This window comes from Pseudomonas sp. W22_MBD1_FP4 (assembly GCF_052113765.1).
GTDB classification, from domain to species: domain Bacteria; phylum Pseudomonadota; class Gammaproteobacteria; order Pseudomonadales; family Pseudomonadaceae; genus Aquipseudomonas; species Aquipseudomonas sivasensis.
Genome location: NZ_JBGQOI010000001.1, coordinates 132,936 through 153,901, shown reverse-complemented (window position 1 = coordinate 153,901; position 20,966 = coordinate 132,936). Strand labels below are relative to the sequence as shown.

Here is a 20,966-nt window from a genome sequence, read left to right as displayed (position 1 = left end):
TCTTGTCCAACCCAACGCCTCAACCCGCCTCGCCACCCCGCGCACTGCGCTGGGCGGTGGCCGGCTCGGTGGTCGTGATGATCGCCGCCGGTGGCCTGTTCTATTACGCATCGCAATTGGCCGCCGCCAAGCGCCAGACCAACAGCAATGAGATCGCTGTAACGATTCATGGCCACGCCTGCGAGCCCAACGCGTTGACGGTTCCGGCCGGGCGCGCGAGCTTTCGTATCATCAACCGCTCCGACCGCGCGGTGGAATGGGAAATCCTCGACGGCGTGCTGGTGGTCGAAGAGCGGGAAAACATTGCCCCCGGTCTGAGCCAGGTGATCAACGCCAACCTGCTGCCGGGCGACTATGCGATCACCTGCGGCCTATTGAGCAATCCCCGTGGCACCCTGCATGTGACGCCAACGGCAGCCTCCGATGCCCAGGCCAAGGCCAAGCCGTCGATGGTGGCGTTTATCGGCCCGCTGTCGGAATTCCGCGTGTACTTGAGCGGCCAGGGCACCGCGCTGGTCAAGGCTGCGACCGCCTTGCAACAAGCAATCGACGCCGGTGACCTGGCGCAGGCCCAGGCCCTGTATGCGCCGGCCCGTGAGGCTTACCAACGACTGGCGCCGGCGTCCCAACGCCTGGCAGAGCTGGACAACGCGATCAACGCCCGCGCCGATTACTTCGAGAAACGCGAACAGGACCCGGCCTTCAGCGGCTTCCATCGCCTCGAATACAGCCTGTTCCAGCAACGCAGCCTCGACGGCCTGGCCCCGGTGGCGCAGCGCTTGGTGACCGATGTCACCACGCTTAAGCAGCAACTGCTGGCTCAATCGCTGCCACCGGAGCAACTGGTGAGTATCGTGGTGCGCAACCTCAACAGTCTGGCCGATGTGCGCGCCATCAGCGGTGAGGAAGAGCGCTACAGCCACCTAGACCTGAACGGTTTCGCCGCCAATCTGCAAGTGGCGCACAAAGTGGTCGAGTTGATGCGTCCACTGTTGACCAAGTCCGCTGCCGACCTGTTGCCTGACATCGACAACGCCCTCGCCGCGTTCGATGCCGAGCTCGCGGGGTTCAAGGTCAATGACAGTTACAGCACGTACGACAGCGTGACGGCCGATCAGCGCAAGCAGATCGCCGACAAGGCCAAGGCTCTGGCCGATGCACTCGATGGAATCGACCCCGCCCTTGGCCTTTCCGGCCTGCAGTGAAGACGACCGAATTTTATGAGTGACTCAGAACAGTTTTCAGCCCAACGTCGCCGTGTCCTCTTGGGCATGGCCGCCACCGGCGCGGCCATCGCCGGCAGCACCCTGACCTGCCCGGCCATGGCGGCCGCCGCCGAGCAAGTCACTACCGCACCGCGCAGTGACAAGACCCAGGACCACCACAATTTTTTCGGCAAGCACCAAAGCGGTATCGTCACCCCGCGCCCGGCCTGCGGCATGCTGGTGGCGTTCGACGTATTGGCCAGCGACCGTGAAGACCTGGAGCGCCTGTTCCGCACTTTGAACGAACGCATCAGCTTTCTGATGACCGGCGGCACCGTGCCCCAGGTCGACCCGAAGCTGCCGCCCACCGATTCCGGGATCCTTGGGCCGGTGGTCACACCGGACAACCTGACCATCACCGTGTCTGTCGGCGAATCGCTGTTTGATGAACGCTTCGGCCTGGGCGCCGCCAAACCGAAGCGTCTGAGCCGCATGGTCGGTTTTCCCAACGATGCGCTGGAGCCGGCGCAGTGCCACGGCGACCTGAGCCTGCAATTCAGCTCTAACACACCGGACACCAATATCCATGCCCTGCGCGACATCGTGAAGAACCTGCCCGACCTGTTGCTGGTGCGCTGGAAACAGGAAGGCAGCGTGCCGCCACAGGCGCCGGCCAAACCCGGCGAGCCGGCGCAGAGCGCGCGTAACTTCCTGGGTTTCCGTGATGGTTCGGCCAACCCGAATTCCAACGACAACAAGGCGATGGACCAGATTGTGTGGGTCCAACCCGGCAGCGACGAACCGGCCTGGGCCGCCAATGGCAGTTACCAGGCGGTGCGCATCATCCGCAACTTCGTCGAGCGCTGGGACCGCACGCCCCTGCAGGAGCAAGAAAGCATCATTGGCCGCGTCAAGACCACCGGTGCGCCCATGGATGGCCAGAAAGAATCCCAGGTGCCCGACTACAGCAAGGACCCGGAAGGCAAGCTGACCAAGCTCGATGCCCATATCCGCCTGGCCAACCCGCGTACCCCGCAGACGCAGGCCAACCTGATCCTGCGTCGGCCGTTCAACTACTCCAACGGCGTCAATAAAAACGGTCAGCTGGACATGGGGCTGTTGTTCATCTGCTACCAGGCTGACCTGGAGAAAGGCTTTATCAGCGTGCAGACCCGACTCAACGGCGAGCCCCTGGAGGAATACCTCAAGCCCGTCGGCGGCGGGTATTTCTTCACCTTGCCGGGAGTCACCGGGCCCAAGGATTTCATCGGTCGCACGCTGCTTGCCGCCACGCACCCTCAAACCACTGCCAACACCTGAAACCAACCCCCACAGCGGAAACCGCCCTATGAAGAAGTCGACCCTCGCGTTGTCGTTGTTAGTGACCCTCTCACCCCTGGCCGCCTTCGCCGCCACCACGGCGCCGCTGGATCTGGTAGGGCCGGTGTCGGACTACAAGATCTACGTCACCGAAGAAATCGGTGAATTGGTCACCCAAACCAAAGCGTTTACCGACGCCATCAACCAGGGCGACCTGGCTACCGCCAAGAAGCTCTACGCGCCGACCCGCGTGCATTATGAGTCCATCGAGCCGATCGCCGAGCTGTTCAGCGATCTGGATGCGTCCATCGACTCCCGTGTCGACGACCATGAAAAAGGCGTGACTGCCGAAGACTTCACCGGCTTCCACCGCATCGAATACGCGCTGTTCTCGCAGAACTCAACCAAGGGCCTGGAAGCGTTGACGGCCAAGCTCAACACCGACGTCAACGACCTCAAGACCCGGGTCGACGGCCTGACCTTCCCGCCGGAAAAAGTCGTGGGCGGCGCCGCAGCCCTTCTGGAAGAGGTCGCCGCAACCAAGATCTCCGGCGAAGAGGACCGCTACAGCCACACCGACCTGTATGACTTCCAGGGCAACATCGACGGTGCGAAGAAAATCGTCGACCTGTTCCGTGGCCAGATCGACAAACAGGACAAGGCCTTCCTGGCCAAGGTCGACAAGAACTTCGCCACCGTGGACAAGGTTCTGGCCAAGTACAAGACCAAGGACGGCGGTTTCGAGACCTACGATAAGGTCAAGGACAACGACCGCAAGGCGTTGGTAGGCCCGGTGAACACGCTGGCTGAAGATCTGTCGACGCTACGCGGCAAGCTGGGCTTGAACTGATCAAGACCTGACGCCTTGTCCCGCGCTCCGGCGCGGGGCATCACCGGCTCGGCGCTGCTCGCCTGGCCCCCCGCAACCATCATGTACGTACGCAATTTTTCTTCAGCCGTGAGCAGATGCGGCGCAGTCTTGCCCCATTTCGTCGCTCCCCCCGCCAGCAGCACCGGCAGTTTTACCAGGCCCTTCGTCGCGGCATGGATCATCTGCGGATAACCATCCAGCGGGTTTAACGCGGCATTGGCAAACAGGCCGGAGTGTTTGATGAAGTCAAACGCGCGCTCGCTGAAACTGGCCGCGACTTTAGCCGTATTCGCCGTAGCGGCCGCGGGTCTGAACCGCGTGGCAAGTCGCTGCACCGGGTTGGGCAGCAAGGCCTTGGCCGAACGCAGCAGGCCACTCGCCTGACCGCCGGCGCCGATGGCCACGCCGATCATATCCACGGTCAAATTGCCCAGGCCCTGGGCGATATCGCCACGCTTGAACGCCTGGTACGCACCGAGGAATGGCACAAACCCCAATAGAAACTCGTGCTCGCGGGCCCGGGCTTCCCGGCGTTTTTCAAGTGGTAACGGATCACGCGCGCGCTGCAAGAGAGCCTCGGCGGGCTCGTAGAAATTGTCCTGAGCGATTCTGCCGGCAATGGCCGCGATCTTGCGCGAGCCATAAGTGTTGGGCACGAAGCTTTGCAGCGTGTGGTTGGCAGGCAACTCGCCTGGCGCAATCGCTCCCCCCAGCGGTTCAACGATAACCGACGACGCCATCGCCTCCGGCCGTGGCGCAGAGCCGGTCGTGTAGGCAGCAAGATCGAAGGGCATCTGTGTGCCACGGACTATCGGCACATACACCGAACCATGGGGCGCGCTGATGCGCTGCTTGCGAATCACGCCGTGTAGCTCGATGGCGTCGGGCAGGTCTGTACGCTTGATCAGCTCGCCGCTGGCGAAGACCTCGTAATAGGCCACCGTCTGGTCATGCTCCACACGCATCAGGGTTGCGTGGCGACCGCGCTGCGCATCTTTGCGGGCCTGGGTCTCCTCGACCTGAACGACGCCAGTTTCGCCACGCAGGGTGAACAATTCGACCTTGCCCAGCTCGATCAACGTGCGCTCGGCAAGGGGTAACTGGGCAAACATCAACTTGAGCTTCGTGGCATAGGCGCCCTGGAGCTGTTTGAGGTGACGGTTGACGGTGCTTTTGAGTAACGGTTCAAGCTCGGGCAGATGACGAACGCGTCGATCCAGTAACTCCAGGGCGCCCTCCGCCACCTGCGGCGCGCGGTCTGGCTGATAGGGCGTTTGCGCAGACGTCGGCGGTGCTAGCAAATGCTTGCTGAGCACCCACTTTCCCGGTGTGAGGTCGCCGGTCATGTAGGTTTCCAACAGCGAACGGCTGCGCGGTTCGGTGACCGGTGCGTTGCGGCGATCTTTGCCGTTGGCCAGTTCCAGGCTCATGCGCTCAAGCTCAGACGCCGTGCTGTCGGGGAATACTCGCAGCAACTCCCGGATGGCCAGCGCCTTGCGCGTCGGCAGTTCCACGCTGGCGCTGGCGAAGGCCTCAGCCGTCTCTTCTTGCTGCTTGAACAGTGCCCGCGACGCCTCCTGGAGGTCGTGTTGCGAATACTCGCCGTCACTGCGCAGCCTGACGGCGCCGTTCAACACGCCCCAGTCAGCGAGGATTTTCAGCGCATTGAGTTGCATCAATTCTGCTTGTGCCTCACTGGTGGGCACCAGGGTCGTCAGTGCACGGACCTGGTGTTCACTCATCATCCGTGACGTGCCCGGCGCAGCATGATCGGCCAGCGTGCAGCCCAGGCGTAGCTCCATCCAGGCCAGAGTGCCGATACGCAACGTGTCCGGCACTTCCTTGACCAGCATTTCCGGCGCCGCTTGCGCCAGGTATACCGGGGTGACCAGCGCCGCCAGGTCGGGCGTCAGCTTTTTATATTGCTGCAGGTGCTGCTCGATATCGCGCCGCACCTCGCTCAACGAACGGCCCATATTCGCCGGTTGATAGATCGAATAACCACCGATGTGCCCAGGTTTGACGTCGTCCAGGTTGATCCGCGCGACTTTAGTCAGTGTGGCCTTATCAGCCTCGCTCAACGTGTCGGGGGAATATGGCCCGGTGTAGTCACCCACTGCGGGCGCCGGCGGCAGCGACAGCCGTAACCAGCGGATGACATTGCGAGTCTCGGCCACGGTGCGTGGCGACCCCAGCCCCTTCAATTCGAGGAGCTGGCGTGCGTCAACCCGTGGCGTCGAGTACACGGCATTCCCCAGTGGTTCGGTCAGTGGGGTCAACGCCGCAAGCTCATCACGCAACGTGTCTACGTCGTTGACGTAATGGGTCAGATTCACCCAGCCCCCCACCGGGCTCAAGCGTTCAAGGCGGCCTTCAGATACTCGAAAGGGCTTACCGTCCCAATCGAACCGCTCGCGCTGCAGCAGGGCGAGCATTTGCGGGCGAGACACAAATGCCTGCAAACGCTCCATCGCCGCTTGGCTGCGCGCGAGCAGTGGCGATGTGTGGGGAACGTCCCAGGCCTCGGCGGACCAGTCGGTGCGTGCGCCGTCCGGCAGGTCTTCAAGCCCGGCTTCAAGGCGCTCGGCCAGCGCGTCCCGTTCCACCAGTTCAGGACTCAGGCGCGGCGCCTGGGCAAGGTTGGCGACGTTTGCCGGGGCGGCCCATAGGCGCGGCTGCTGGACCGTGGGCTTGGCACTGTCCTCTCCGACTACGGGAGCCTGCACAGCATATTGAAGGGGCGAGCCGGTGCTCGACAGTGGCGTCAACATATTCAATCCTCTCTGCGCTAGGCCGTGGAATACGGCTTCGTCTGGAGAGGCAATCTAAGGAAAGCTGAAACGCGCTGAATGTAAGCCGAGTCTTGCCGCCTTACGCGTTGCGTTGCGGCGGATTACAGGATCCGGTAAAGCAGTCGCTCGATCCGCACGCGGCTCACCCGACGCAGAAACTTGCCGACCGCCGGGGGGTAATCCACCAGTGTCTGCAACTGCGCGTACCCGTCGATGCGGGTGGTGTGCTGGAAAATCTGCTCAAGCTCGGTCCGCCGTGGTTCCAACCATTGCCCCTGGGGATCGTCGATCAACAAGGCGTTTTCCAAGTCGAGACGGAACGCCCGAGGGTTTAGGTTGTTGCCAGTGAGCAAGGTGTAACGCTGGTCGATCCACATGCCTTTGAGGTGGTAGGTGTTGTCGCCATCGCGCCATAGGTGCAGGTTCAATTGGCCGCTGTCGATCATCGGCTGGTGGCGCTTGGCAAAGCGACGCAGGCTGATTTCGTACAGGTATGGCAGTGCCGCGATGACCTTGAAAGGCTCGCTGGGTGGGATGTAGAAGTCGTTGGCGGTCTTGTCACCGACGATGATGTCGATCTTCACGCCACGCGCCAGGGCACGGTTGATCTCGCGCGTGACCGCCAATGGCAGGTTGAAGTACGGCGTGCAAATGGTCAGTTGCTGCTGGGCGCTGGCGATCAACTCCAGGATCACCCGGCTCAGCGGGTTGTTCTTGCCGACGCCGAGCAACGGGCTGACTGACAGGTGGCCATTGGGCAACTGCCCGGCCGTGGTGTCGTAGGTCGCGTGCTTGAGGCGGCTGCGCAGGTCGCCGATGTCGTTGCGCAGGCTGCGGGTGGTGGGCGGGTTGGGCAGGTCGAGGCGGTGCACCGCTTTGGACGCTACCAGGCCGTGTTCCACCAAGTGCTGCATCGAATCGGCCAGGGGCTTGCTGTGGATCAGGTGATAACGGTCAAACCGGTATTTGTCGAACTTGTGCAGGTACACATTGTTCAGGCTGGCGCCGCTGTACAACACGCTGTCATCGATCACAAAGCCCTTGAGGTGCAACACGCCAAACAGCTCGCGGGTTTGTACCGGAACGCCGTACACCGGCACTTCGCTGGCATGGCTCTGTGTCATGGCCTGGTACCAGGCGCTGTTGCCGGGCTGTTTGCCCGCACCAATCAACCCGCGTTGGGCGCGCAACCAGTCGACCACCACCACGATGTCCAGCTCCGGCCGTGCAGCCTTGGCGGCGTGCAAGGCGTCGTAGATCTCCTGCCCTGCCTCGTCCTGCTGCAAGTACAGCGCCACGATGTAGATACGCCGGGTGGCCTGGGAGATTTTTTCCAGCAGGCAGCGGCGGTACGCATCCGCACCGGACAGCACATCGAGCGCGTCGGGAGTGAGGGGGAAACCACGCAGTTTGGGCAACAGGGAGCGTTTGAAGAACGACGGCATAGGGCTCGCAATGGGTCGAATCCGAAGAGGCCCCGAGCTTACACCATGGGGTTGCTCAGGTCTCGTTGCCTCGTAGGAAAAAGCCCATTGACCATGAAGAACGATCGTTCTACTGTGTGCGACATGAACGACATTACTGGCAATGAAACCCGCGACATTATCCTCGACGTCACCGAGAAGTTGATCTATCGCCACGGCATCGCCGCCACCGGCATGGACTTTCTGGTGAAAACCGCTGGCGTCTCGCGCAAGAGTATTTACCGCTACTTCGCCAATAAAGACGAGTTGGTGATCGCGGCCCTGCAACGCCGCGATGAACGCTGGATGCACTGGCTGCGTGGCGAAGTGGAACGCGTCGACGGCAGCGGCGAACGCCTGCTCGCGCTGTTTGACGCGCTCAGGACGTGGTTCGGCTCGGCGGATTTTCGCGGCTGTGCCTTCATCAACACCAGCGGTGAAACCGGCGATCCGCACAGCCCGGTGCGCCTGCTGGCCAAAGCGCATAAACAGAAACTGTTCGAGTACGCACTTGAACTGTGCCAAGCCCATGGCACCTGCGATCCCGAACGGCAGGCAGCACACCTGCTGATCCTGATCGATGGCGCCATTACCGTTGCCCTGGTCATGGGCGATACAACCGCTGCTGATAACGCGCAATGCATGGCGCGAACGTTATTAGGGCTTTGAATGCACTGGCCGAGCCACTTTGTCTAAACAGGAGCGTTGAAATGTCATCCACCCCAGAAACACGCCCGCCGCTGCCGCCATTCACCCGCGAATCAGCGATTGAAAAAGTCCGCCTGGCCGAAGACGGTTGGAACTCCCGCGACCCACAACGTGTGTCCCTGGCTTACACCCTGGACACCCAGTGGCGTAACCGCGCCGAATTCATCCATGGCCGCGAAGAAGCCAAAGGCTTTCTCACGCGCAAATGGGCCAAGGAGCTGGATTATCGGCTGATCAAGGAATTGTGGGCCTTCACCGACAACCGCATTGCCGTGCGGTATGCCTATGAATGGCATGACGATTCCGGCAACTGGTTCCGCTCTTACGGCAATGAGAATTGGGAGTTCGACGAAAACGGCCTGATGGCCAACCGTTTTGCCTGTATCAACGACAGGCCGATCATGGAAAGCGAGCGGCTGTTCCATTGGCCGCTGGGCCGACGCCCGGATGAGCATCCGGGGTTGTCCGATCTCGGCCTGTAAAACCTGGTGCGGTTCAAATGTGAGAGGGGGCAAGCCCCCTCCCTACGCTGAGCGCCTCAGTCCTGATTAAGGCCGACCCGATACAACGCACCATCATCCTCATCCGTCAGCACATACAAAAAGCCATCCGGGCCCTGCCGCACATCGCGAATACGCGCCTTCAAACCTCCCAGCAAACGCTCCTCGTGGATGACCTTGTCGCCCTCAAACTGCAACCGAATCAGCTCCTGGCTGGCCAGCGCGCCGATGAACACGTTGTGCTGCCACGCCTTGAATCGGTCACTGTCGTAGAACGCCATGCCGCTGATGCCCGGTGACTTTTCCCACACATGATGGGGCGCCACGGTGCCTTCCGCCGTCTTGCCTTTGGCCTCCGGAATCGGCGTCAGGGAGTAGTTGATGCCGTGCGTCGCCAGGGGCCAGCCATAGTTTTTGCCACGTTCGACGATGTTGATCTCGTCACCACCACGGGGGCCGTGCTCGTTTTCCCAGATCGTGCCGCTCCAGGGGTTCAGTGCCAGGCCCTGTGGGTTGCGTTGGCCGTAGGACCAGATTTCGGGGCGTACGCCCGGCTGACCAACAAAGGGGTTGTCATCCGGCACGCGGCCGTCGGGGTAGATCCGTACGACCTTGCCTTGCAGCTTGTCCAGGTCCTGGGCAGTGGGTCGGTCGTTGTTTTCGCCCAAGGTCACGAACAGGTACCCATCCTGGTCGAAGGCCAGGCGCGAGCCAAAGTGATTGCCGGTGGAGAGCTTCGGCTCCTGGCGCAGGATGACTTTAAAATCGATCAGGCCGCTGAGGTCCGCCGCCAAACGTCCACGTCCCACCACAGTGCCGGCCGTGCCGCCTTTGCCACCGCCTTCGGCGTATGACAAATAGACCGTGCGGTCCTCTTTGAAATCGGGCGACAGCACCACATCGAGTAAACCGCCCTGCCCCTTGGCCCACACCTCAGGCACGCCGCTCAGCGGAGCCGAGAGCTTGCCATCCGGGCTGACAACGCGCAGGTGGCCAGGGCGTTCGGTAACCAGGAAACCTTGCTGGTCCGGCAGAAACGCCACGGCCCATGGGTGGTCCAGGCCTTTGACGATCGAGGTGACAGTGAGGCTGCCTTGTTCACTGGGGAACTGCTGCGAATCGGCGGCGTAGACCGTCGTCAGGGTCGTCGCGCACATAACGGCTAACAGGGTTTTGCGTATAAACATAAGACGAGTCCTTACCGGCGATTGCCGTTGGCATCAAACGTGGGGGCTTTAGTGTCGGTGGCCGGGCGGCTGGGCGCGGCCTCACGCTGGGGGTAACGGTTGCCGATGCCGCCGTTTTCCAGGGTCGGCGGGCGTGTGGCCGGCACGGTCTGGATACCGCGAATCGCCGGCGCATTGGGCTGCGTGCCCTGCATGCTGTTGGGGTTGGCCCGGTGAATGGGGCCATTGGTGTTGTTGCCGCCAGGCAGGTTCTGCGCTTGAGCGGTGGCTGCAAGTGCCAGGCTCAGCGCCAGCACTGCAAGATGACGCACGCGGGTGATCATGACAAAGCCTCTCTGGGACGAGGAGTACCTGCTTTCGATACCACGCTACGCCTGGGGTTCGGCTTTGGTAACTAAATACTTCCTCATCAGGTGTAACACGATCTGTCCGCGCATCCATCCAGGGAAACTTTTTTAACCGCCCGCGAGTCACCCGAACACAGTCTCTTCTCAAGGAATCGCACTTATGCCACGGGCCATCTGGAAAGGCGCCATCAGCTTCGGTTTGGTTCATATCCCTGTATCGCTGGTCTCCGCCACGTCCGCACAGGGTGTGGATTTCGACTGGTTGGACAAGCGCAGCATGGACCCGGTGGGCTACAAGCGCATCAACAAAACCACCGGCAAGGAAGTGACCAAGGAGCACATCGTCAAAGGCGTAGCATTTGAGAAGGGACGTTATGTGGTGCTCAGCGAAGAGGAGATTCGCTCGGCCCACCCCAAGTCCACTCAGACCATCGAAATCATCGCCTTTGTCGCCAGCGACCAGATCCCCTTGCAGAACATCGACACGCCCTACTTCCTGGCGCCGGACAAACGCGGCGGCAAGGTCTACGCGCTGCTGCGGGAAACCCTCAAGAAAACCCGCAAGGTCGCCCTGGCCAATGTGGTGCTGCACACCAAGCAGCACCTGGCGGCATTGATGCCCCTGGAGTCCGCACTGGTGCTGGTGATGCTGCGCTGGCCCGCCGAGGTGCGCAGCCTGGATGAATTGGAACTGGGCAGCGACGTAACCAAACCCTCCCTGGCCAAAGGTGAACTGGACATGGCCAAGCGCTTGGTGGAGGACATGAGCGCCGACTGGCAACCGGATGCCTACCGCGACAGCTTTCAGGAAAAAATCATGGCGCTGGTGGCGAAGAAGGCCAAGGCCGGCAAGATTGAAGATGTGGAATCCAAGGAAGGCAGCGAAGAGCGCAAGTCGGCCGATGTGCTCGACCTGACCGAACTGCTCAAGCGCAGCCTGGCGGGTAAGCCTGCGGCGAAAAAAACCGCCAAGAAAAAGGCCTCTTGAGCCTGGCATTACTGGGAGAACGCCATGGCAAAGCCGCTGAGTGAATACAATCGCAAGCGCGATTTCGAGATCACCGCAGAACCTTCCGGCAAGGCGACCACGGGCAAACGAAAGACGTCGGCACTGTCGTTCGTGATCCAGAAGCACGACGCACGCAACCTGCACTATGACTTTCGCCTGGAACTCGATGGCGTGCTCAAAAGCTGGGCCGTGCCCAAGGGCCCAAGCCTCGACCCCAGCCAGAAGCGCTTGGCGGTTCACGTGGAAGACCACCCGCTGGGCTACGGCAGTTTCGAAGGCAGCATCCCGGCCGGTCAATACGGCGCCGGTGATGTGATTGTCTGGGACCGTGGGGTCTGGCAACCCCATGACGACCCACACAAGGCTTACGCCGCCGGCAAACTCAAATTCACGCTGGTAGGTGAAAAACTCTCGGGCGATTGGGCGCTGGTGCGCACTCGCTTGAAAGGCAGCGGTGACAAGGAACAGTGGCTGCTGATCAAAGAGCAAGACCAACAGGCGCGCCCTGCCGCCGACTACGACATCGTGCAGGCTGAGCCTAAAAGCGTGCTCAGTGATGCCTCCATCGCCCCCACCAAGGCCCAGCCGAAAGCCAAGAAAGCAGCCGCTGCACTGCCCGAGCAATTCACACCGCAACTGGCAACCCTGATAGACCGCGCGCCCGACGGGGACTGGCAGTATGAAATCAAGTTTGATGGCTACCGCATGCTGGCGCGGATTCGCGAGGGCGAAGTCCGCCTGTTTACCCGTAACGGCCATGACTGGACCGAGCGCCTGCCGCGGCAGGTCAAGGCCCTGCACGCCCTCAAGCTCAAGGACAGTTGGCTGGATGGCGAAGTGGTCAGCCTCAACCCTGAAGGTTTACCGGACTTCCAGGCCCTGCAAAATGCCTTTGACAGCGGCCGTAGCCTGGACCTCGTCTATTACCTGTTCGATGCGCCGTTTCTGGATGGCTCAGATCAGCGCCAGGCCCCCGTAGAGGATCGCCGGGCCATGCTCAAGGCCGCGCTGTCTGGAAGCAAAAGTAAGTTACTGCGGTTTTCTGAAGCCTTCACCGCCCATCATCAGGACATTTTACAGAGCGCCTGCAACCTGGCCCTGGAAGGCGTGATCGGCAAACGCATGGGCAGCCCCTACACGTCCGCTCGCAGTACTGACTGGATCAAGCTCAAATGCCGTTTGCGCCAGGAGTTTGTGATTGTCGGACATACCCGTCCCCAGGGTTCGCGCAGCGGTTTTGGCGCATTGCTGCTGGCGGTGAATGACGACAGCGGGCTGAGGTACGCCGGTCGCGTCGGCACCGGTTTTGATCAAGCGTCGTTGGAGGCTATCTACACGCAGCTCAAAGCGCGGGCGCGCAAAACCTCGCCTTTGCACAAACCCCTGACCAGTGCCCAGGCGCGAGGCGTGCAGTGGGTGGAGCCGACGCTGGTGGGGGAAGTACAGTTTGCCCAGTGGACCCGTGACGGTGTGGTTCGCCACGCCACTTTTATGGGCCTGCGCAGCGATAAACCGACCGCGCAGATCGTGCACGAACAGCCTCAGGTGGCTGAATCCATGAAAGCCCCGCAAGCCAAGACCGTGTTGAAGATCACCCACCCTGAGCGAGTGATCGATCCACTAAGCGGCACGCAAAAGCAGCAATTAGCGCAGTTCTACGAAAGTATCAGCGAATGGGTCCTGCCCTTCCTGCGCCATCGGCCGGTGTCCTTGCTCAGGGCTCCGGAAGGCATCGAGGGCGAGCAGTTCTTCCAGAAGCACTCGGAACGCCTGGCGATTCCCCATATCAAGCAATTGGACGCCGCGCTGGACCCAGGCCACGCACGGCTGATGGAGATCGACAGCGTCCAGGCACTAGTCGGCGCTGTGCAAATGGGCACCGTCGAATTTCATACCTGGGGCGCCACCTCAGACAAGATCGAAACCCCTGACCTGTTTGTGCTCGACCTCGACCCGGATCCCGCGTTGCCCTGGAAAAGCATGCTGGAAGCGGCACAACTCACCTTGTCGGTACTGGACGAACTGGGCCTCGCTGCGTTCGTCAAAACCAGCGGCGGCAAAGGCCTGCACTTGGTAGTGCCGCTGGCGCGACGGGACGGTTGGGAGCCGGTAAAAGCCTTCGCCAAAGCCATTGCCCAGTTTATGACCGCGCAACTGCCGGAACGCTTTACCGCCACCTCCGGGCCGAAAAACCGTGTGGGCAAGATCTTTATCGATTACCTGCGCAATGCACGGGGCGCGAGCACCGTGGCCGCCTACTCGGTACGGGCTCGGCCAGGGCTGCCGGTGTCGGTGCCGGTCAGTCGTAAGGAATTGCAGGGGTTGCGTGGCGCGCAGCAGTGGACGGTGGCCAATCTGCACCAACGCTTACAGGGACTGAAGGAGGATCCGTGGGAGGGTTATGCCCATCGGCAGAAGATCAGCAAGAAAATGTGGGACAAACTGGGCGCCCAGCCACCGCAGTGAGGGCGCCCTGGCCGGGCGTTAGATGAGCACGAAGATCAGCGCCAAGGCCGCGAAAATCGCCCATTTTTCCAGGTAGTAACGGGTGCGGTTGCGTTTCTTCAGCTCTTTGCCGCGCAGGCGGATCTTGTACAGACGCGTAAACGCTCGGTTCAGTCCGCCGGTCTTGTCGCCAGCGTCGTTGGGCGAACCCGCCGCCGCCATCACTGTGCGGCTGAACCAGCGATTGAACGCCGCAGCCCAGCGGTATTTCATCGGCCGCTCGACATCGCAGAACAGGATGATGCGGTTCTGCTGCGTGGTGTTTTCGGCGTAGTGAATATAGGTCTCGTCGAACATCACCGGTTCACCGTCACGCCAGTAGTAGCTCTCACCGTCCACGTTGATGTAGCAGCCAGGATCATTCGGGGTATCCAGGCCCAAGTGATAGCGGTAAGAGCCGGCGTAGGGGTCGCGATGGCGTACCAGTTTGGAACCCGGCGGCAGCTCGGCGAACATCGCGGCCTTGATCGAGCCGATGCTCTGCACCAGCTCGGTGGTGCGCGGGCAGAGCTTCATTGCGGAAGGATGGCTGTCGCCGTACCACTTGAGGTAGAAACGCTTCCAGCCCGACTTGAAAAACGAGTTGAAGCCCACGTCGTTGTACTGGTCGGAGCGCTTGATTGCCCCTGCCCTCATGAGGTTCTGGCCTTCCTGGCGAATCTCTTCCCAATGCTCCTGCAACGGGCTTAGATCAGGGAAGTCGCTGGGCGAGAGAAACGGTCGACCGGGGAGTTTGGAGAACAGGTATAGAAAACAGTTGATGGGTGCCAGGAAGGTTGAATGGTCACTGAGCTGGCGACCCAGTTTGTGTCGCACCCGACCACGCAGGTGTACATACGCAATGGAGGCGACATAGAGAACAACAATGATGAGCTTCAAGGGATTTCGTCACACGTCAGTAGAGAACAGGCTGCTCCTGCGTGCCCACGACGGCCGAGGATGAATAGCAGCACCTGAAATCACAATTCACAGACAGGCAACATGAGCGGCTTGATGACAAGCGGTTACATGGCCATTGGCAGTTATTTAGCCATATTCTGTAACGAAAAGTTAACTAAGAATTGTGAAAAGCTGTCTACTTAGGCAGGGTTCGCACCTGCACAACTACAAGGAATGGTTATGTCGCCCACTTTAGATCCGGATCATCAGGCCCTTCAGGGCGCCTGGGAGCAAACGTCACTTGAGGACAGCGGTGTCCTGAACCCGGTAGACGCTCACACTGCGCCCGGTGCCATCACCACCATTTCAGGCGACCGCTTCGAAGTGAAAACCGTGCAGGGCGACCTGTTGCTGGCCGGCCGATTCTCCCTGGACAGCAGCACTACGCCAAAAAGCATTACGTGGGTCGATTCCATGGGCGATGACGCCGGCAAGCCGTTGCCTGCCAGCTACCGCCTTGATGGCGACGAATTTGTATTTATCGCGGCCGATGAAGGGATGCCCAGGCCCACCGTCTTCAGCACCGGCCCCGGTCAGACCATGCGCAGTTTCGTGCGGCGCGCTTGATCAATGCGCCGTCCGAACCTGCGACATGCTTTTCACACAGCCTTCACTTTCGGCGCGATAGGGTAAAGCCTACCTACTCCAGTGAATCCCTTGGCCCGCCTCTTTAAGCGGGCTTTTTTTTGCGTGGACAAACCGTATCAGGCAGGCCTTTTAGTGGCGATCAAGGTAAAGCACAGCGGCAATTGCGCCGCTTGGTGCTCGTATTGATCGTAGAGTTTTTCACGATTGGAATGCGCGTATTCCTGCAAGTGACTGATCTGCAAGTCTGCGCAAATCGCGGCGCTCACCACATCGCCCAACGTGTGCACGTACCAATAGGAAGTCGGTCCGACTACCTCACCCTGACCTTCATAGACAATCGACTCCTGCAGCACAAAGGGTTCGCGCTGAAAGTATGAGCTGGCAGGTAGCAGCGGGTTCTGCGCCCTGGGGTCGAACACTTCCAGGAACGGATGGGTTTCGTACATCACCAGCGAACCGCCGGGCTTCAGCGTGCTGGCGACATGGCGCATGAACAACGCCACATCCGGCATCCAGCCGAGCACGCCGATGGTGACCAGGGCGATATCAAAGCGCTCGTGTAACCGCTGCGGCAACTGGTGGATATCGCTTTCGATAAATTCAGGAGCATGAGGCGACACATCGGCAAGCTCACGCGCTTGCCGGAGAAACGCGGCGGACTGGTCCACCCCCACCACCGAGCGTGCGCCGAGGGCGAACAGCGACAGGCTTTCTCGACCGTTGTTGCAGCCCAGTTGCACCACGTCCTTGCCGGCGACACCCAGGTCCTGCAGAACCCCTGTAATGGTTGGGTCCAGGCAGGAAAAATCGGCGTTACCAACACCGGTCAGCAATGCGCTCCAGGTGTCGGTGGTTTTATGCAGGCCGGCAGATTGGTCCCAGGCGTCCTTGTTGCTGGCAATCGCCTGTTGAGCTGAGGGCATGTCCATTGCGTCTCCAGATAAGTCTTACGGCGGGGCACCGAAGATAAGCCACATGCCGGCGTATTGAAACTCCAGGCAACTGCGGAAACTTAACGCTCACCGCGCAGGTCATTAACGCAATGAGTGTTCAGCCGTTGAACGCCCCCTCTGCGAAGCCGTCATCGTGGCCAATCACTCCGACCTGCGAAATGCCTTGTCCCTGGACAGCCTGAACTTCTTTCTGGCGGATGTGCGCGACGGCCTCGGCCCGTACCTGGCCATCTACCTGCTGGCCGTGCACAAGTGGGACCCGGCCAGCATCGGCGTGGTCATGACCCTGGCGGGCATCGCCGCGCTGCTCACCCAGGGCCCGGCGGGCGCACTGATCGACCGCACGCGCAGCAAACGCGCCGTGGTTGCGCTTGCCGCCATCCTGGTGACCGCCAGCTGCCTGGTGCTGCCCTTCGTCAGCTCCTTCAGCCTGGTGGCGTTGACCCAAGCTGCCAGCGCCGTCGCCGCGTCCGCGTTCGCCCCGGCGATTTCCGCTATTTCCCTGGGGATCACCGGCCCGCGGGCATTTACCCGCCGCACCGGGCGCAATGAAACCTTCAATCACGCCGGCAACGCCGTGGCCGCGCTGCTCGCCGGTGGATTGGCCTACCTGTTCGGACCGGTGGTGGTGTTCTACCTGATGGCGTTTATGGCGGTGGCCAGTGTGGTCGCGGTCAGTTGCGTGTCAGCCAAGGCCATCGACCATGAAGTGGCCCGCGGCTTCGACCCTGCCCACGCCACCGATCATGAACAGCCGTCGGGCCTGAAGGTATTACTGGCCAACCGTCCGCTGCTGCTGTTTGCCATTTGCTGCGCCTTGTTCCACCTGGCCAACGCCGCCATGCTGCCGTTGGTCAGCCAGAAGCTGTCCCAGATCAACCTGCAGATGGCCACCCCGCTGACCTCGGCCTGTATCGTCGCCGCGCAATTGGTGATGGTACCGATGGCCTGGCTGGTAGGGGTCAAGGCTGACGTGTGGGGACGCAAGCCGCTGCTGATATTCGGTTTCATGATTCTGCCGCTGCGTGGCGTGCTCTACACCGTGTCCAGCGATCCCTATTGGCTGGTGGCTGTGCAAATGCTCGACGGCATCGGCGCAGGGATCTTCGGCGCGCTGTTCCCGGTGATCGTCAAAGACCTGACCCAGGGTACCGGGCGTTTCAATGTCAGCCTGGGTGCGCTGTCCACCGTGTTTGGCTTGGGCGCGGCACTGAGCAACAGCCTGGCGGGGTTCGTGGTGCAACAGGCGGGCTATAACGCGGCCTTCTTAACCCTGGCGGGCGTGGCGGGCGCTGCGTTGGTGCTGTTGTGGGTGGCGATGCCGGAGACGTTGGAGAAACCGCTCTATGCGCCCCATGTGCCTGCAGCATGATAGAAGCGACATAGAAAACCCGGCACATGGCCGGGTTCCTTTCTCTACACATATTCAGTTGTCGGGATGTTCGCTGGCGACCGAATCGGCAGCATCGACATCGGACATGTCCTCTTCTAGAGGTGCATCATCGTCCGGCGGCAGAGGGATATTGTCCTCATCATTTCTCGGGTCGTGGCCTGTCTCGTTGTCTGTGCCACGTGTTACGGCCTGCTGTGAAAGATTGCCGGGGGCGTTCTCATTGATGTCCATGCTGGCTCTCCGTTCTTACGCTCGGGATATCCGCGCTTAAAGATGTGAGGCGGCAGATCCTGGCAAGTGCCAAGCATTAGACGAATGGCGAAAAAATACAGGCATCGTGTGCGGGCCTTTTAGCTACCACCTGTGCACGCACTGATTACCGATAGCCGTCCGGACTCGTCTTCCTCAGGTTTTCACAAATATCACGCAGGACATCTGCAAGTGGAGGTTGGAGCAGAAAGGACTTCATTTCCGAGACTGCCGCTTTGTATGAAGGATCAGCGTTGACCCTCCGGAACTCGGACTTTCTCTCTTCGCTGAAGGTGGGATCACTGACCAGTCCTTCTAGGGTCAAGCCACGCTCGGGATTTCGCTCGTCGCATATCTCAAGTGCAGCGATGAAGCTGACGGCGACCTTTTCTTCGCGTATCGGGTGAGTTGCTGTAGCTGCCTCGACTGCAGTGGCAGCGGATAGAAGCCCCCACAACGCTGCGCTTTTTCCTGAGAACACTTATTTACTCCTGATTTGGGCAACTGAAACTGCCTCTCACTTATGGACCGTATGAGTCGTTCATTTGTCCAGATTCAGTAGTTCGTGCATCCGCTCGCCAATTATTCCTCGCAGCCAGGCAGCATGAAACTCCATCTCTTTCAGGGAAGTACCCTCAGCAAATTGGTATTCGAACACCTTGTCCTTCGGCCCCCGATACACAACGCTGAAATGACCATCGCGGTCATACGAAGCGACTACGTAGGGGCAGATGTAAATAATGTCGCTAAACGGCACGCGCACTTGGGTGGGTTTACGTGCGCGACGGATGACAGTGAGGGTAAGCAGTTGCTGGTTTTCGTCGAACGTAAAGGCCTGCACCCTAGGCTCAGAGAAAATCCACGCGAAGACCAATCCCATAACGACGACAGAGCCGAGCAGGAACAGGATGAGCGACGACGTTGTAAAACTCGACTCATCGCCGGACGGCACATCCTGCATCGCACCGAGCCCGATAACGAGCAAGATCGCCAGCCCGAAGGCAGGCAATAACATAATCACCGCAGCGCAAAAGCCCAAAATGGCCGAACCCGTGCTGCCAATGATCGGTAAGTCCGGACCACCCTGCCAAATAGATGGGTGGGCGGCGGGATTTTCAGTGCGTGGTGCGGCGGGTGGTGCGGCGACGTGGTGAGGTGGACTTGGACGATTCATTAGGCAGGCTCAAGGGTGCTGTATAGACGGTACCACTACTGCCACTTCTCTAACCCGCAGAGCGTATTGATTCAACGGGTATGAAGGCAGGGCTACAGAAGCTGTTTCATGAACTCCTGAGTCGGAACATCAAGCCCCATGCTCTCAGCGAACACCACCTTAATCCCATCATTGGCAATTAGCAGCATCTCGCAGTGCATACCAATGGCAGTCGTCAAATGGTTGAAATTACGCAGTTGTTCCACATACTTGTCTTTATAGGATTGCAGCCGATGAGAGGCCAGGTCTCTGAGACTCGGGTCAGTTTCTTGAGCTAAAGCGCCCTCTTCTGCTAACAGACGTCGCTTAGTCAACCCCACTTGTAAGTTGGACATCCGAAAGCGCGTGTATGTGCGTATGACGCTTATGGCGCGAGATGTGAACTCGATTGCCGCGTCTTTTTTCGTCTCAGCACCCGACCAATCGGCAGATTGCATCTCCAGCAAATCCGCTGTTAGCGCCTTCTCGGCATCTTCACCGCGCGCCAAGAAGCTAGACAGGTCTAATGCCGGCTCAGCGTCAAAAGCAAGTAGGTGCGAGGCGACTAATGATGACGCTTTAGCCACATTGTCACGGCCCTGATATGCGCTCCATCCAGAACCGGCTATTCCACATCCAAAAACAATCAGCAAAAGCGCGACGGTAATTTTTCTCATGGATCCCTCCAAATCATCCAGAAAGGCTATCACGGCGAGTTTCAAAAGCGGAATTGAGCCAATGGGCATCATGACAATGACTAGAGCGCGGGGCTTCTTGAGCGCGCGCAGTAAAGCCTAGGGCGCTCAGAACATCTTTCCTGTAATGCGTTGCTGGTGGAGGCCAGGTCCAGCACACTAAGTCCGCGCTTTTCAGTTGAAGGAGTAGGTTCAAATGACAGCTCTACCAGGCTCGATCCCGCTTGTTATCCTGGACGTTCAAGATGCGATTGATAGACCAAACTGGGATGGAAAAAGTAATCCTGAATACTTGGCAGTGATCCAGCGCCTTCTAGGCCACTGGCGATCAAACGGCTGGCCAGTTATTCATGTGAAGCACGATGAGCGCACTTCTACATCCAGCTATTTCGTCGACGGCCCGTGGAATGGCATCAAGAAAGAGGTCGCCCCGATACAGGGAGAAGCCGTCATCATCAAACAGGAAAACTGCGCCTTTATTGGCACCGAATTGGATGCCACTCTCACACAGATGCAAGTAAAACGGTTGGTGCTGACGGGCGTTGTTATTCACAACAGTATGGACGCCACCGTCCGTGCGGGGAAAGCGCTCGGATACAGCATCATCTTACCGTCAGATGCAACGACCGCCGTGCCCGTTGTTGGGGCGAATGGAAAGTCTTGGGACGCGACAACCGTTCATGAACTGACCCTAGCAATACTCAATGATGAATACGCCGACGTAATGTCATCGGACGAAGTGATCGCACAATTCACGCTATGAACTATGAAGGTACCCAGTGCCGCAGAAGCATTTGACACGCATCAATCGCCAGCTATTTCGACAGGCGTAAGCATGTCCTTTGGGTACCGAAAATACCTAGGGCATATCGCAATTGGAGTGACCTTTATCTTTTCCCCCACGCTGCTCCAAGCCAAACACCGGAGCAGACGATCATTCCAGCGTCTGCCAGTAATAGGGATGGCAACTTGCGCTTCATTGCGTGATCCCTCACAACAGAGTCGAACCCCTAACATACCGCCCTGTCCAGGCATCCAGCGTGGGTGGCA

General features: G+C 59.9%; 20 protein-coding genes. 10 read left to right on the top strand and 10 right to left on the bottom strand.

Annotation, left to right across the window (positions count from 1 at the left end; all coding sequences use genetic code 11):
- Positions 1-2: 2 nt before the first annotated feature.
- From efeO (ACEN2T_RS00865) to efeO (ACEN2T_RS00855), 3 genes are read left to right on the top strand one after another with little or no spacing between them, the layout of a single operon-like run.
- The gene (efeO, locus tag ACEN2T_RS00865) at positions 3-1,205 is read left to right on the top strand and encodes an iron uptake system protein EfeO (protein ID WP_442116117.1); all 1,203 of its coding nucleotides are present in this window, start codon (positions 3-5) and stop codon (positions 1,203-1,205) included.
- A 15-nt stretch (positions 1,206-1,220) separates the two neighbouring features.
- Positions 1,221-2,525: an iron uptake transporter deferrochelatase/peroxidase subunit gene (efeB, locus tag ACEN2T_RS00860; RefSeq protein WP_442116116.1), complete on the top strand. Its 1,305-nt coding sequence runs from the start codon at positions 1,221-1,223 to the stop codon at positions 2,523-2,525.
- A gap of 28 nt (positions 2,526-2,553) precedes the next feature.
- Positions 2,554-3,375, top strand: coding sequence for an iron uptake system protein EfeO (efeO, locus tag ACEN2T_RS00855; protein ID WP_095184888.1), 822 nt, complete (start codon positions 2,554-2,556; stop codon positions 3,373-3,375).
- Here the strand turns inward: efeO (ACEN2T_RS00855) and ACEN2T_RS00850 are convergent.
- Together ACEN2T_RS00850 and pssA are read right to left on the bottom strand one after the other, a co-directional pair.
- Complete coding sequence (locus ACEN2T_RS00850; RefSeq protein ID WP_442116115.1) at positions 3,273-6,167, bottom strand: hypothetical protein; 2,895 nt, start codon at positions 6,165-6,167, stop codon at positions 3,273-3,275. The two genes, efeO (ACEN2T_RS00855) and ACEN2T_RS00850, sit on opposite strands and share 103 nt — an antisense overlap.
- A gap of 122 nt (positions 6,168-6,289) precedes the next feature.
- Complete coding sequence (gene pssA, locus ACEN2T_RS00845; RefSeq protein ID WP_032891275.1) at positions 6,290-7,633, bottom strand: CDP-diacylglycerol--serine O-phosphatidyltransferase; 1,344 nt, start codon at positions 7,631-7,633, stop codon at positions 6,290-6,292.
- A gap of 123 nt (positions 7,634-7,756) precedes the next feature.
- On the opposite strand from pssA, the gene ACEN2T_RS00840 reads away from it, so the two are divergent.
- Positions 7,757-8,320, top strand: coding sequence for a TetR/AcrR family transcriptional regulator (locus tag ACEN2T_RS00840; protein WP_095185029.1), 564 nt, complete (start codon positions 7,757-7,759; stop codon positions 8,318-8,320).
- Between the two features lie 41 nt (positions 8,321-8,361).
- Positions 8,362-8,841 carry a nuclear transport factor 2 family protein gene (locus tag ACEN2T_RS00835; RefSeq protein WP_442116114.1) on the top strand — a complete coding sequence of 160 codons (480 nt, stop codon included), beginning with the start codon at positions 8,362-8,364 and terminating at the stop codon, positions 8,839-8,841.
- A gap of 56 nt (positions 8,842-8,897) precedes the next feature.
- On the opposite strand, the gene ACEN2T_RS00830 is transcribed toward ACEN2T_RS00835, so the two are convergent.
- Both ACEN2T_RS00830 and ACEN2T_RS00825 read right to left on the bottom strand, forming a co-directional pair.
- Positions 8,898-10,046, bottom strand: coding sequence for a PQQ-dependent sugar dehydrogenase (locus ACEN2T_RS00830; protein ID WP_032891272.1), 1,149 nt, complete (start codon positions 10,044-10,046; stop codon positions 8,898-8,900).
- Positions 10,047-10,057: 11 nt separating this feature from the next.
- Entirely contained in the window at positions 10,058-10,369 is a 312-nt protein-coding gene (locus tag ACEN2T_RS00825; protein ID WP_442116113.1) for a hypothetical protein, read from the bottom strand.
- 184 nt (positions 10,370-10,553) lie between these two features.
- Between ACEN2T_RS00825 and ku the strand changes: the two genes are divergently transcribed.
- Both ku and ligD read left to right on the top strand, forming a co-directional pair.
- Positions 10,554-11,381 (top strand): non-homologous end joining protein Ku, encoded by an 828-nt coding sequence (gene ku, locus ACEN2T_RS00820; protein WP_032891268.1) that lies wholly within the window; start codon positions 10,554-10,556, stop codon positions 11,379-11,381.
- 24 nt (positions 11,382-11,405) lie between these two features.
- Entirely contained in the window at positions 11,406-13,868 is a 2,463-nt protein-coding gene (gene ligD / locus ACEN2T_RS00815) for a DNA ligase D (protein WP_442116112.1), read from the top strand.
- A gap of 18 nt (positions 13,869-13,886) precedes the next feature.
- Here ligD and lpxO read toward each other — a convergent pair whose 3' ends face one another.
- Entirely contained in the window at positions 13,887-14,786 is a 900-nt protein-coding gene (lpxO, locus tag ACEN2T_RS00810) for a lipid A hydroxylase LpxO (RefSeq protein ID WP_032891264.1), read from the bottom strand.
- 240 nt (positions 14,787-15,026) lie between these two features.
- On the opposite strand from lpxO, the gene ACEN2T_RS00805 reads away from it, so the two are divergent.
- Entirely contained in the window at positions 15,027-15,413 is a 387-nt protein-coding gene (locus ACEN2T_RS00805) for a TIGR03067 domain-containing protein (RefSeq protein ID WP_095184893.1), read from the top strand.
- Between the two features lie 137 nt (positions 15,414-15,550).
- On the opposite strand, the gene ACEN2T_RS00800 is transcribed toward ACEN2T_RS00805, so the two are convergent.
- Positions 15,551-16,363 carry a class I SAM-dependent methyltransferase gene (locus ACEN2T_RS00800; RefSeq protein WP_442116111.1) on the bottom strand — a complete coding sequence of 271 codons (813 nt, stop codon included), beginning with the start codon at positions 16,361-16,363 and terminating at the stop codon, positions 15,551-15,553.
- A 157-nt stretch (positions 16,364-16,520) separates the two neighbouring features.
- Here ACEN2T_RS00800 and ACEN2T_RS00795 point away from each other — a divergent pair, with 157 nt between their 5' ends.
- The gene (locus ACEN2T_RS00795; protein ID WP_442116110.1) at positions 16,521-17,759 is read left to right on the top strand and encodes an MFS transporter; all 1,239 of its coding nucleotides are present in this window, start codon (positions 16,521-16,523) and stop codon (positions 17,757-17,759) included.
- A 54-nt stretch (positions 17,760-17,813) separates the two neighbouring features.
- Here ACEN2T_RS00795 and ACEN2T_RS00790 read toward each other — a convergent pair whose 3' ends face one another.
- The 4 genes from ACEN2T_RS00790 to ACEN2T_RS00775 all read right to left on the bottom strand — a co-directional run bounded on the left by ACEN2T_RS00790 (position 17,814) and on the right by ACEN2T_RS00775 (position 19,898).
- The gene (locus ACEN2T_RS00790; RefSeq protein ID WP_095184895.1) at positions 17,814-18,011 is read right to left on the bottom strand and encodes a hypothetical protein; all 198 of its coding nucleotides are present in this window, start codon (positions 18,009-18,011) and stop codon (positions 17,814-17,816) included.
- Positions 18,012-18,156: 145 nt separating this feature from the next.
- Complete coding sequence (locus tag ACEN2T_RS00785; protein ID WP_032891258.1) at positions 18,157-18,510, bottom strand: hypothetical protein; 354 nt, start codon at positions 18,508-18,510, stop codon at positions 18,157-18,159.
- A gap of 60 nt (positions 18,511-18,570) precedes the next feature.
- The gene (locus ACEN2T_RS00780; protein ID WP_442116109.1) at positions 18,571-19,203 is read right to left on the bottom strand and encodes a hypothetical protein; all 633 of its coding nucleotides are present in this window, start codon (positions 19,201-19,203) and stop codon (positions 18,571-18,573) included.
- A gap of 92 nt (positions 19,204-19,295) precedes the next feature.
- Positions 19,296-19,898, bottom strand: coding sequence for a hypothetical protein (locus tag ACEN2T_RS00775; RefSeq protein WP_442116108.1), 603 nt, complete (start codon positions 19,896-19,898; stop codon positions 19,296-19,298).
- 214 nt (positions 19,899-20,112) lie between these two features.
- Here ACEN2T_RS00775 and ACEN2T_RS00770 point away from each other — a divergent pair, with 214 nt between their 5' ends.
- A complete protein-coding gene (locus ACEN2T_RS00770; RefSeq protein ID WP_181643944.1) occupies positions 20,113-20,679 on the top strand; it encodes an isochorismatase family protein in 567 nt (188 codons plus the stop codon).
- The last annotated feature ends 287 nt before the right edge of the window (positions 20,680-20,966 follow it).

What these genes read in the sequence shown, in the direction of transcription:
- ACEN2T_RS00805 (WP_095184893.1), top strand. Translation starts at nt 15,027, where the DNA reads ATGTCGCCCACTTTAGATCCGGATCATCAGGCCCTTCAGGGCGCCTGG.
- ACEN2T_RS00830 (WP_032891272.1), bottom strand. Translation starts at nt 10,046, where the DNA reads ATGTTTATACGCAAAACCCTGTTAGCCGTTATGTGCGCGACGACCCTG.
- ACEN2T_RS00775 (WP_442116108.1), bottom strand. Translation starts at nt 19,898, where the DNA reads ATGAGAAAAATTACCGTCGCGCTTTTGCTGATTGTTTTTGGATGTGGA.
- pssA (WP_032891275.1), bottom strand. Translation starts at nt 7,633, where the DNA reads ATGCCGTCGTTCTTCAAACGCTCCCTGTTGCCCAAACTGCGTGGTTTC.
- ACEN2T_RS00790 (WP_095184895.1), bottom strand. Translation starts at nt 18,011, where the DNA reads ATGGACATCAATGAGAACGCCCCCGGCAATCTTTCACAGCAGGCCGTA.
- ACEN2T_RS00780 (WP_442116109.1), bottom strand. Translation starts at nt 19,203, where the DNA reads ATGAATCGTCCAAGTCCACCTCACCACGTCGCCGCACCACCCGCCGCA.
- efeB (WP_442116116.1), top strand. Translation starts at nt 1,221, where the DNA reads ATGAGTGACTCAGAACAGTTTTCAGCCCAACGTCGCCGTGTCCTCTTG.
- ACEN2T_RS00835 (WP_442116114.1), top strand. Translation starts at nt 8,362, where the DNA reads ATGTCATCCACCCCAGAAACACGCCCGCCGCTGCCGCCATTCACCCGC.
- ACEN2T_RS00850 (WP_442116115.1), bottom strand. Translation starts at nt 6,167, where the DNA reads ATGTTGACGCCACTGTCGAGCACCGGCTCGCCCCTTCAATATGCTGTG.
- ACEN2T_RS00840 (WP_095185029.1), top strand. Translation starts at nt 7,757, where the DNA reads ATGAACGACATTACTGGCAATGAAACCCGCGACATTATCCTCGACGTC.
- ku (WP_032891268.1), top strand. Translation starts at nt 10,554, where the DNA reads ATGCCACGGGCCATCTGGAAAGGCGCCATCAGCTTCGGTTTGGTTCAT.
- ACEN2T_RS00800 (WP_442116111.1), bottom strand. Translation starts at nt 16,363, where the DNA reads ATGGACATGCCCTCAGCTCAACAGGCGATTGCCAGCAACAAGGACGCC.
- ligD (WP_442116112.1), top strand. Translation starts at nt 11,406, where the DNA reads ATGGCAAAGCCGCTGAGTGAATACAATCGCAAGCGCGATTTCGAGATC.
- efeO (WP_095184888.1), top strand. Translation starts at nt 2,554, where the DNA reads ATGAAGAAGTCGACCCTCGCGTTGTCGTTGTTAGTGACCCTCTCACCC.
- ACEN2T_RS00770 (WP_181643944.1), top strand. Translation starts at nt 20,113, where the DNA reads ATGACAGCTCTACCAGGCTCGATCCCGCTTGTTATCCTGGACGTTCAA.
- ACEN2T_RS00825 (WP_442116113.1), bottom strand. Translation starts at nt 10,369, where the DNA reads ATGATCACCCGCGTGCGTCATCTTGCAGTGCTGGCGCTGAGCCTGGCA.